Annotated in this window: 10 protein-coding genes and 1 tRNA gene; 6 read left to right on the plus strand and 5 right to left on the minus strand. The window is 38.4% G+C overall.

What is annotated here, in order from left to right:
* The first annotated feature begins 219 nt into the window (after positions 1–219).
* On the plus strand, positions 220–2004 hold the full coding sequence (gene recJ, locus V5N67_RS05700; protein WP_332060933.1) for a single-stranded-DNA-specific exonuclease RecJ: 1785 nt from the start codon (positions 220–222) through the stop codon (positions 2002–2004).
* Between the two features lie 18 nt (positions 2005–2022).
* On the opposite strand, the gene parE is transcribed toward recJ, so the two are convergent.
* From parE to V5N67_RS05720, 4 genes are all read right to left on the minus strand, one after another.
* On the minus strand, positions 2023–4080 hold the full coding sequence (gene parE / locus V5N67_RS05705; protein WP_332060934.1) for a DNA topoisomerase IV subunit B: 2058 nt from the start codon (positions 4078–4080) through the stop codon (positions 2023–2025).
* Between the two features lie 79 nt (positions 4081–4159).
* Positions 4160–4897, minus strand: coding sequence for a lipoyl(octanoyl) transferase LipB (gene lipB / locus V5N67_RS05710; protein ID WP_332060935.1), 738 nt, complete (start codon positions 4895–4897; stop codon positions 4160–4162).
* A gap of 152 nt (positions 4898–5049) precedes the next feature.
* Positions 5050–5901 carry a TPM domain-containing protein gene (locus tag V5N67_RS05715; protein ID WP_332060936.1) on the minus strand — a complete coding sequence of 284 codons (852 nt, stop codon included), beginning with the start codon at positions 5899–5901 and terminating at the stop codon, positions 5050–5052.
* Positions 5901–6545, minus strand: a complete 645-nt coding sequence (locus tag V5N67_RS05720) for a LemA family protein (protein ID WP_332060937.1) — start codon at positions 6543–6545, stop codon at positions 5901–5903. The genes V5N67_RS05715 and V5N67_RS05720 overlap by 1 nt, the downstream gene beginning before the upstream one ends.
* A gap of 440 nt (positions 6546–6985) precedes the next feature.
* Here V5N67_RS05720 and V5N67_RS05725 point away from each other — a divergent pair, with 440 nt between their 5' ends.
* The 5 genes from V5N67_RS05725 to V5N67_RS05745 all read left to right on the plus strand — a co-directional run bounded on the left by V5N67_RS05725 (position 6986) and on the right by V5N67_RS05745 (position 10081).
* On the plus strand, positions 6986–7453 hold the full coding sequence (locus V5N67_RS05725) for a hypothetical protein (protein ID WP_332060938.1): 468 nt from the start codon (positions 6986–6988) through the stop codon (positions 7451–7453).
* The gene (locus V5N67_RS05730) at positions 7450–7881 is read left to right on the plus strand and encodes a phage tail protein (protein ID WP_332060939.1); all 432 of its coding nucleotides are present in this window, start codon (positions 7450–7452) and stop codon (positions 7879–7881) included. The genes V5N67_RS05725 and V5N67_RS05730 overlap by 4 nt, the downstream gene beginning before the upstream one ends.
* Positions 7878–8132, plus strand: coding sequence for a tail protein X (locus V5N67_RS05735; RefSeq protein WP_332060940.1), 255 nt, complete (start codon positions 7878–7880; stop codon positions 8130–8132). The genes V5N67_RS05730 and V5N67_RS05735 overlap by 4 nt, the downstream gene beginning before the upstream one ends.
* Positions 8123–9121, plus strand: a complete 999-nt coding sequence (locus tag V5N67_RS05740; RefSeq protein ID WP_332060941.1) for a phage late control D family protein — start codon at positions 8123–8125, stop codon at positions 9119–9121. The genes V5N67_RS05735 and V5N67_RS05740 overlap by 10 nt, the downstream gene beginning before the upstream one ends.
* Before the next feature lie 141 nt (positions 9122–9262).
* On the plus strand, positions 9263–10081 hold the full coding sequence (locus tag V5N67_RS05745) for a DNA adenine methylase (protein WP_332060942.1): 819 nt from the start codon (positions 9263–9265) through the stop codon (positions 10079–10081).
* 196 nt (positions 10082–10277) lie between these two features.
* Here V5N67_RS05745 and V5N67_RS05750 read toward each other — a convergent pair.
* Positions 10278–10367 (minus strand) — tRNA-Ser (locus tag V5N67_RS05750).
* Positions 10368–10701: the final 334 nt, after the last annotated feature.

Genomic DNA, 10701 nt, shown 5'->3' on the forward strand with positions numbered 1-10701 from the left:
ATTATTTCCTCTGATATAATGTCTTTCGATTTGCGTCAAGAGAAAATAAAAACTTATAAAACAGTACTTTATAATCGAGGTATTATAATACCTTAAATTTATAATAGCTTATTCATATTTTAAGATAGAATATTTTAAGATAGAATATATGTTACAATAACGTAATTTATATTTGACTCTTGATTGTATTTCACCTTCTTTCATTATAAGATATATAAAATGCAACGTTCCCGTTATTTTCTCAATGTTGAATCTTCTGCTTGTGGTCAGTCTTGGATAGATGCTCTTGATATTCAAGGGGTTAACAATGCTCGTGCTATTTCTCAGAAATTTGGTTTTCCAGATCAATTAGCTCGAGTTCTTTCAGCAAGGGGTGTCGATGAATCTGAAGCTGTTGCTTTTATTAATCCGACATTGCGTACTTTAATGCCTGATCCAGAAAGTTTTACGGATATGCAATGTGCAGCAGAGCGCATAGTTACAGCTATTATGAAACAAGAAAAGGTTGCTGTTTTTGGTGATTATGATGTTGATGGCGCTTGTTCATCGGCACTCATAGCGCGCTTTTTGCGTTATTTTGGCATAGAAGTAAAAATTTACATTCCTGATCGTATTGTTGAAGGATATGGCCCGAACGAACAAGCAATGACGATGTTAGTACAAGAGGGCGCTCATTTGATTATTACCGTTGATTGTGGCGCGAATAGTCCAGATGCGGTAAAGGCAGTGAGGCTTGCAGGTGCTGATGTTGTGGTTTTAGATCATCATCAAATGACAGAGGTTCATCAAGAAGCTATTGCTCTTGTCAATCCTAATCGCCCTGATGATTTTTCTGGGCAGGGGCATTTATGTGCTGCTGGCGTTGTGTTTGTGACATTAGCTTGGGTTAATCATTTATTACGGAAAAAAAAATATGGAGGGAAGCTTCCTGATCTTTTAAGTATGCTTGATCTTGTTGCATTGGCTACCATATGTGATGTAGTTCCATTAAGAGGTGTTAATCGTGCTTTTGTGGTTAAAGGGCTTCAGGTTGCTCGTTCTATGCATAATTCTGGGATAGCAGCTTTAACAAAGGTTTCACGTGTAGGTGAGCCGCTCAATAGTTTTCATTTAGGTTTTTTGTTAGGTCCTAGAATTAATGCCGGGGGTCGTATCGGAGACCAAGCTTTGGGAGCGCGTTTGCTTAGTTGTGATGATAAGGATGAATCCGATAAAATAGCAAAACAATTGGATCAGCTTAATCAAGAGCGCCAAGAAATGGAGGGAGATCAATTAGCTCAAGCAGAAGCTTACATTGATTCTCTTTATCAAGATAGAGAAGCACCTTCATCGCTTGTACTTGTTCACCAAGAATGGCATCCAGGAATTGTTGGTATTCTTGCATCTCGCTTAAAAGAACGTTTTTTTTGTCCTGTTTTTGCAATTGCTTTAAAAGCAGATGGAAGCGGGACAGGGTCGGGGCGATCGATTAGTGGAATAGATTTAGGAGCGCTTGTTCGTGAAGCAGTTACATTGAATTTATTAGAAAAAGGTGGGGGGCATAGTATGGCAGCTGGGGTTACGATTCAGTCGACAAAAATAGAACTTTTCCGAAAATGGCTAGAAGAAAAAGTTTCTTTAATGGTTTCCCAGTTACGTGCTAAAAAGTCTCTTAGTATAGATGGTTGTCTTTCTGCTTTTGGTGCTAATAAAGCGCTTTTTGATATGATTGAAAAAGCAGGACCATTTGGTTCAGGGAATAATACACCTACTTTTGCTTTCCCTTCTCATCGGTTAATTAATCTGCATGAGTTTGGAAAAGGGCATCTTCGCCTTATTATATCTAATATCGACGGCAAAAAACTGCAAGGAGTAGCTTTTCGTGCAGCAGGAACATCACTTGGTTATTTTCTTTCTGAGAATATTGGTGAAATAATCCATTTAGCTGGGAATCTTAATTTAAATTATTGGAATGGAACGATCAACCCACAGTTACGCGTTGTTGATGCCGCTGCAGTAGTTTAAAAGGACAATTTTTGAAAATTAGATATCGAGATTAGAAGCGAAAGTGGAATTTTCTTGTATAAACCGAAATCGTGCTTCTGGTTTCGTTCCCATTAAATTTTCTACTGTGTTTTTGGTTTCTTGCATTTCAACTGCATCAATAGTAACGCGTAAAAGTACACGTTTTTGAGGGTGCATAGTCGTTTCTTTAAGCTGTTCGGCGCGCATCTCACCAAGGCCTTTGAAACGCCCAATTTCGATTTTCGTTTTTCCAGTAAATTCGGTCTTGAGCAATTCATCCTTATGGACATCATCACGTGCATAAGCGATCTTTCCCCCTTGCGATATTTTATATAAGGGAGGCACAGCAAGATATAGATGTCCTTGACGAATGAGATCAGGCATTTCTTGAAAAAAGAAAGTAATTAAAAGTGAGGCAATATGAGCACCATCAACATCCGCATCTGTCATAATGATAACACGCTCATATCTAAGATCTTCTTCACGGTATTTAGAGCGCGTTCCACATCCAAGAGCAAGGATAAGATCAGCAATTGTTTGGCTTGAGTTCATTTTCTCGCGCGCAGCACTGGCTACATTTAAAATTTTTCCACGAAGAGGTAAAATTGCTTGATTTGCTCTGTTTCGTGCTTGTTTAGCAGAACCACCAGCAGAATCACCTTCAACAATAAATAATTCCGCACCAGCCGCAGAGTTTTGGCTACAATCTGCCAATTTTCCAGGCAAACGCAATTTTCGTACAGCAGTTTTTCGATTTACTTCTCTTTCATGGCGTCGTTTTACACGTTCTTCAGCACGTTCAACAACCCAATCAAGGAGTTTTGTTGCTTCTTGTGGAGAATTTGCCAGCCAATGATCGAAAGGATCACGTATTGCATTTTCAACGATGCGTTGTGCTTCAACTGTAGCTAATCGATCTTTAGTCTGTCCAACAAATTCAGGTTCTTTGATGAAAACTGAAAGTATTGCAACGGTTGAAATCATGACATCATCAGAGGTAATGATAGCGGCGCGTTTATTGCCTGTTAATTCAGCATAGGATTTTAATCCGCGTAAAAGAGCTTGTCGCAACCCTATTTCATGCGTTCCACCTTCTCTGGTGGGAATAGTATTGCAGTAAGATTGCACACAAGAATCACCACCATGCCAAGCAACAGCCCATTCAACTGAACTATGGCCATTATATTGTTTTATTTTTCCAGAAAAAATTTCCGAGGTTACTCGATATTCGCTTTTCAGTGATGATAGTAAATAATCTTTAAGCCCATCTGGAAAGTAAAAAACAGCTTTTTCAGGAATATCTTTTGTACCTTCAAGCATGAAAGGGTCACAATTCCAGCGAATTTTTACTCCGCCAAAAAGATAGGCCTTGGAGCGCGCCATCTTATAAATTTTTTCTGGATCAAAAGATGCTTTTTCACCAAAAATTTCACTATCAGGATGAAAACGAACTCGTGTGCCACGACGGTTATAAACATCGCCCAGATCTTCCAGTCCAGATTGAGGAATCCCGCGTGAAAATCTTTGCCGATAAAGCTTGCGGTCTCGTGCTACTTCAACTTCCATTTCATCAGAAAGAGCATTGACAACAGAAATCCCTACTCCATGTAGCCCTCCAGCAGTTTGATAAGCTTTTCCATCAAATTTTCCGCCTGAATGAAGTTGTGTCATAATGACTTCAAGAGTGGATTTTTCAGGCATTTGAGGGTGATTTTCGATAGGAATACCGCGCCCATTATCTGTAACAGTTAAATAACCATTTTTATCTAATGATACATCAATTAAGTCCGCATAACCAGCAACAGCTTCATCCATTGCATTGTCAATAATTTCAGCAAACAAATGGTGAAGTGCTTTATTATCTGTTCCGCCGATATACATTCCAGGGCGTAAACGCACGGGCTCCAACCCCTCAAGTATCCGAATAGAGTGGGCATTATAGTTATCCTCTTGTGCATTTTCCTTAAAAGCTATAGCTTCTGAGTTCATTGAAGTTGGCAGACTTTTTTCTTTTGTTTTTACTCGAGATTGAGCATTATTTAAAATACTAAAAAGATCCTTGTTATTATCGCTCATTGCGTTTGACTATCTATCTAATTAAAAAAACTTATAACCATAAATTTTATGCTTGTTTTTTATTTAAAAATCAATGCACTTAGAAAACATCAATTGTTGGTCCAAAAATTTGTTCAAATGCTTGTTTCAAAGCAATATCAATATCACGCATTGTTACAGAAAAACCTAAATCAAGAAAACTGGTTACACCGTGATTTTTGATACCACAAGGAACAATCCCTGAGTAATGTGCTAAATGAGGATCAACATTTATTGAAACTCCATGGAAGCTTACCCATTTGCGTACACGTATACCAATAGCAGCAATTTTATCCTCAGAAGAGAAGCCACTTTGTGTTGATAAATAATCAGATCGTTTAACCCATACACCAACACGCTCTTCACGGCGTTCACCTTTAATATTAAATTGCGCAAGTGTTTGTATGATCCATTCCTCTAATGCACTAATAAAAGCACGAATATCTTGTTTTCGACGTTTAAGATCAAGCATAATATAAGCAATACGTTGTCCTGGTCCATGATATGTAAACTCACCACCACGACCTGCGTCATAAACAGGAAACATATTAGGCACTAAAAGGTCTTTTTTGTTTGCACTGGTACCGGCAGTGTAAAGGGAAGGATGTTCAAGGAGCCAAACTTGTTCACGGGCGGTGTTTGCAAAAATGTCCTTTACACGCTTTTGCATATAATGCAGCGCTTCAGGATATTCGATCAAATCATTACTTATTTTCCATTCAACTGGTGAATGGTCATGAGTTGTTTTAAAATGATGTGGTAAATGATCGCGATCAATATGTTTCAATGCAAATTTCATCCGCAATATTTATGTTGGCATTACAATTTTATATTATTTATAATTTTAAAATAATTGCAAAGTAAGATATGCGATGATTTATTAAAATTAAGATAATGACGCAATGCGGTGTGCTTTAAGAAAATTTCTGTATCCAAAAATATAAGCTAGCTTTACCATCTTCCTGTTGCACCGCCACCGCCTGATGATCCACCACCACCTCTGAATTTTCCTCTATTTTGATATCTTCCAAATCCTCGATCAGAATATCTACCCCTAGTACTTAAGTGAAAAAACCAAGGTGTAAAAATGATACCCATCCACAGATATTTTTGTGGTCCTACTTTTTTACCAAAAACCATTGCAAGAATGGGCAGACCAATCATTATAAAAAAGATTAAAAATATGACTGCATTGGCTATCATTTCTTTTTTTTCAGCTTGTTTACGTTGTACTTCAACTATTTTGGCTTGCATTTTGATTCGAGAAGTAAAATCAGAATCACTTTCTGTAATGACATTGATAATTGCATTAACTGCTTCGACAATACCTTCTCGGTAGTTTCCTTTACGAAAATTGGGAAGAATAAAGTTATTAATGATGACTGCAGAAATAGCGTCTGTTAATTCTCCTTCCAAACCATAACCTACTTCAATACGCACTTCACGTTCATTTGGTGCAATGAGCAGCAGCACACCGTTATTGATCTGTTTTTGACCTAATTGCCATGTGCGAAAAAGGGAATTACTATAAGTTTCTATATCGTTTCCTGAAAGAGTAGGGAGAGTTACAATAACAATTTGGTCTCCTGATTTTTCTTCCAATGTGGCTAATTTTTTGGTTAAATTTTCTGTTGTTTCATTATCGAGTATATGCGCCACATCGTTAATATAGCCAGTTAAGGGAGGAAATTTGCTTTGCGAGTAAGAAATTCCTCCAGACACAATGAGCAAGCACAGAATGCTGATAAATGTCCATAAACATGGAGAAGTACTGCGATGCGTAAGATATCTAAGTAGTTTCATTAATTAAAATTGATCTTCGGTGCTTGTTGATTATCGATATCGATTGTGAATGTTGGCATAGGTTTAGCATCATAAAACCATAATTTTGCCCAAATCATTGTTGGCATTGTTTTTAGTGCAGTATTGTATGCACGTACAGATTCAATATAATCACGACGAGCAACAGAAATACGGTTTTCAGTTCCTTCTAATTGTGATTGAAGAGCAAGAAAATTTTGATTTGCCTTGAGGTCAGGATAATTCTCAACAATAGCCATAAGGCGCGAAAGTGCACTTGATAAGTTTGCTTGATTATTGAGATATTGTTGCATCATTTGCGGATTTTCCAACATATCTGCATTAATGTTGACCTGTGTTGCTTTTGCGCGTGCTTCAATAACATTAGTAAAAACGGCTTGCTCGTGGGACGCGTAGCCTTTGACAGTTTCGACAAGATTAGGAATAAGGTCTGCGCGGCGTTGATATTGGTTCAGCACTTCACTCCATGCAGCATGCGCTTTTTCTTCAGTTGTTGGTATCGTATTAAATCCGCAGCCACTTAAAAGTGGTATTAAAGATACAAAAAAAATAGTGCTTAGGAAGCGTTTTAATAGTTTGATCATAGGATAAGTAAGTACAATTGGCGTAGTTAATACATTTATCATAAAGATATCTCCCAAGCGATTTTATGTATTATATAGGATATATTTTTTATATGAAAAGTATTTTGTATTTTGTATATAGCTATTTTATAAAACAGTTTATGTTTGTATAAATTTCATAATGTTTATTGTTGCTGGTAAATTATTGTATATAGTAAATCATAACATTATAATACTGACTTATATTATGTGTTATATTATAATCATAGTAAATTATTCTATTTTAATAGTTTTTAAATTGCCTATTTTACAAGATTTTTATCCGTATATATATTTTTTAGTTATTTTTTAAGATCGTACTTAAGAAAAAGTTTAAAACGATCTTAAAGGAACATAATAGGTAAAAGCTTAAAAACTTTTCTGATCATTGGCAAAAGTTCAAACAAGGCCTTAATATTATTCTCCAGTGGTTTCAAGACTTATGGGAAGGTTTTAAACAAAGTTTGAGTGGCTTTTGGGATTGGCTCAGCAATTTTTTCACACAGGAAAAACTTTCTGAAAGCGCTAAAGCAGAAATGGAGCAGGTAGGGGAAGATTTAGCTGATTGGATTGTGGATGGTTTTAGTAGCGCTATCACGCAATTGACCAATTTTTTTAAATCCTTGCCTAGTCGCATTAAGTCATGGATTGGGACGATTGATTTCACAGATTTATTTCATTGGCCCAGTTTACCAAGCTGGCTTGGTGGAAAAACATCCATTCAACCTATCCCACAGTTTTCTGGCGCAAATCACGGACAATTTGCTCAAACAGAGCCAAGGGATAACGATAAGAGCCGTTCAGCTGTTTATCATAATCAAAATGTGACGGTGCATGTTAATGGTGCGCGTGATCCTGCTGTGACAGGGCGTGCGGTCAGTGCAGCTCTTCAGCGTGCCCAAGCTAATGCGCTGCATGGAGGGACGGAATGAGTGATCCCCTAATGATGCTAGGACCGCATCAATTTTATGTAGATTGGCTTAACTTCCAATCGTTTGAGGAGGAATTTTCTGCTTCATGGGTTTCGATGGAGCGTTTTGGTGGGGCACCTAGTTTGCAATTTACAGGCTATGGTAGTGATCCTAAAACCATTCATGGTGTGTTGTTTCCAGAAGAATTTGGTGACCGTGAAGCAATTGATGCCATTACCAGAACCATTCGCGCAGCCAAACCCGTCCAGATGATTCGTTGGATCAGTGATTGTACTTATAGCGCTCTCATCCATGGACCAGTGGTCATAACCAATATCAGTAAAGATCATGACTATATTAGCCGCTCTGGGCAATCGCAGCGTATTCGCTATTCCCTCAGTCTCTTACCCTTTTTTGATGGGGGCAAACCTCAGGGGCAATATCAATGAAGATTCCTGAAAAACATTTGCTTGTGGAACTAGAGGATATGAGCCTTGATCTGATTTGCTATGAGCATGCAACTTCTGTTCTAGGGGATCGTGCTCAAGTGGGAGCTTTAGAAGGGTATTTAGAAGCCACCTTATCAGCGAATCTAGGGATTGCCCAATATGGTCATTTTTTGCCGCGTGGTTTGCGTGTTCTCCTGCCTGAATTTACAACGCGTGATAAGAAAAGCACGGTGAGGCGCTTATGGGATTAAGGTATACACGCCCTTTTATTGTGGTGAAAGTGGGTGACAAACCTGTTCATGAGGTTTTTTACCAGCGTCTTTTATCTGCCACCATCGTTGATCATGCAGGGAATGAATGTGATACATTCGAGGCAGAGTTTGATAATAGTGGCAATGATTTAGAGATTCCCCAAAGTAAAAGCGATCTACAGGTTAGCTTTGGTTATGAGGACAGCATCAGTGCTTCGATGGGATGTTTTATTGTCGAATCGGTTGTGAGCTCTGGTAGCAGTGACGGAGAAATTTTGCGCATCTGTGGCAAGAGTGTTTCCATGCGCAAAGAGATCAAGGAACAGACAAGTGAGCATTTTGATGCCCAAACCGTTGGGGATATTGTTGAGACATTAGCCAAACGCCATGGTTACCAAGCAAAAATCAGTCCAGAGTTCTATGAGAAACCGTTGTCTTATGTTGTCCGTACGGATCAATCGGCTGTTGATTTTTTAACACGGCTTGCTGATCGGATGCAGGCACGTTTTTTAATCAAGGACAATAAGTTCTTATTTTTAGGGCGTGAGAGTTTACCAACCCTCGAAATCCATAAGCATCATTGCTCTCAATGGGAGTTCACCTTAGAGCCGCGAACACAATATGGTGCGGTTGAAGCCAGTTATTTTGATCGTGCCAAGGGGCAGCAAGTACAGGTTAAGCATCAGACAAGCTTCACAGGTCCCACGCGGCGTTTGCGCAGTTGTTATACATGTAAGGAAGAGGCACTGGCAGCAGCTGCCTCAGAAGGGGATAGGCTTTGTCGTGCTGTTGGGAGTGGTTCGTTAACGCTGGAGGGCTGCCCAGAGATTATGGCAGATCAATCTCTTCTGCTGCGTGGGTTTCGTGGAGAGATTAACGGGCAATGGAGAGCTTCTACAGTTACCCATCGCTATGAAAAAGCTAGCGGATATACAACAGAAATTATCTTAGAAGCACCAGAAAAGGGAAGGGGGGATACTCAAAAATAGAGGCTGGGCTGGTTATCCAGCCAACGGGAGTAATTTGCAACACAGCCCGTCCGATGCCAGAAAAGATAACATCGCAGCCACTTCTTATCATTGAAAACAATGAGAAGACGGCGTTTATACATGAAAGAGTGTTAAGAAATAATGGACACAATTCATTCTGAAACATTAAAATTGGTTAATCCTATCGCACCAGCTGCTGCTTATATTGGTGGCAAAAGCAGGTTAGCCAGAACTATTATCAAAATCATTGAAGATATTCCGCATAATCTTTATGCCGAACCCTTTGTTGGAATGGGGGGGATTTTCTTTAGGAGAAAATTGATTCCACCAGCAGAAATTATCAATGATCGCTCTGGTGATGTGGTGAATTTTTTTCGGGTGTTACAACGTCATTATCAGCCCTTTATGGATATGGTGAAGTTTCAGATTACCAGTCGTGAGGAGTTTCAACGTCTCTCTCGGCAAGACCCATCTACGTTAACTGATCTAGAGCGTGCTCTTCGATTTTTATATCTGCAGCGATTAGGCTTTGGCGGTAAGGTGATAAAGCGTGGATTTTGTGTTGAAATGAGCCGTAGTGCACGGTTTAATTATTTTAAGGTTGAAGCGTTATTAGAGCTTATTTATCGCCGCTTGGCAGAGGTTACCATTGAACAGTTAAACTGGTCAGACTTTATGCTTCGCTATGATCGACCAAATGTTTTATTCTATCTTGATCCGCCTTATTGGGGTGTTGAGGATTATTACGGAAAGGATTTGTTTAAGAGGGAAGATTATCAGGTGATGGCAACGATTCTTTCCCAATTAAAAGGGAAGTTCCTTCTTTCTTTAAATGACGTGCCAGAGATTCGAAAAACCTTCAGTCAGTTTCATATAAAAGAAGTGACGACATCTTATACATGTGGCATTTCAAATAATACTGTAGCTAAAGAACTAATCATTACCAATTGTGATTTTTAACAGAAGAAAACAATCCTCTTTGAGGGGGCTTAAAAACCCCTTTGAAGACCCCTTGAAAGCCCTTTAAAAACCCTTTGAAAAAAAATGAATTGGTGCAAAACCTAGTGTCAAATTATGCAAAACCTAGTGGCAAGCTACACCGAACCTTTAAAAAATACATATAAAATCAATATATTACATGCAGAAAAGAATCAAGTGGCGGAGGGGGTGGGATTCGAACCCACGGTACAGTCTCCTGCACGCCGGTTTTCAAGACCGGTGCCTTAAACCGCTCGACCACCCCTCCAAACTGAGTACACTTTTTTACAAAGTTCTGGCAAAAGGTCAATCATTTAAATACGCTTTTAAACGTTTTTAATAAAACTGCTTAATCTTGATTAAAAAATAATTTTCAATTTTGCTCTTTTAAAATAAGGAATCTTAATTCTAGGATAAACAATTTTTTCGTATGCTATCATAGAAAAATATGTAAAAATCTTAAATTTGAAACATATTTTATGGAGTATGTTTTCGTTTACATGAATAAATTCATTAATGATACTTTCTTATAAAGAAACAAAGTTTATTTTATGATACGACACAGTGTTATGAAAATAATTAGTTATTCATATTATATGTAC

It is taken from the genome of Bartonella rhinolophi (assembly GCF_036576165.1).
In the GTDB taxonomy this organism is placed as follows: domain Bacteria; phylum Pseudomonadota; class Alphaproteobacteria; order Rhizobiales; family Rhizobiaceae; genus Bartonella.

Coding starts and splice junctions, on each gene's coding strand:
- recJ (WP_332060933.1), top strand. CDS start 220: ATGCAACGTTCCCGTTATTTTCTCAATGTTGAATCTTCTGCTTGTGGT.
- parE (WP_332060934.1), bottom strand. CDS start 4,080: ATGAGCGATAATAACAAGGATCTTTTTAGTATTTTAAATAATGCTCAA.
- lipB (WP_332060935.1), bottom strand. CDS start 4,897: ATGAAATTTGCATTGAAACATATTGATCGCGATCATTTACCACATCAT.
- V5N67_RS05715 (WP_332060936.1), bottom strand. CDS start 5,901: ATGAAACTACTTAGATATCTTACGCATCGCAGTACTTCTCCATGTTTA.
- V5N67_RS05720 (WP_332060937.1), bottom strand. CDS start 6,545: ATGATAAATGTATTAACTACGCCAATTGTACTTACTTATCCTATGATC.
- V5N67_RS05730 (WP_332060939.1), top strand. CDS start 7,450: ATGAGTGATCCCCTAATGATGCTAGGACCGCATCAATTTTATGTAGAT.
- V5N67_RS05735 (WP_332060940.1), top strand. CDS start 7,878: ATGAAGATTCCTGAAAAACATTTGCTTGTGGAACTAGAGGATATGAGC.
- V5N67_RS05740 (WP_332060941.1), top strand. CDS start 8,123: ATGGGATTAAGGTATACACGCCCTTTTATTGTGGTGAAAGTGGGTGAC.
- V5N67_RS05745 (WP_332060942.1), top strand. CDS start 9,263: ATGGACACAATTCATTCTGAAACATTAAAATTGGTTAATCCTATCGCA.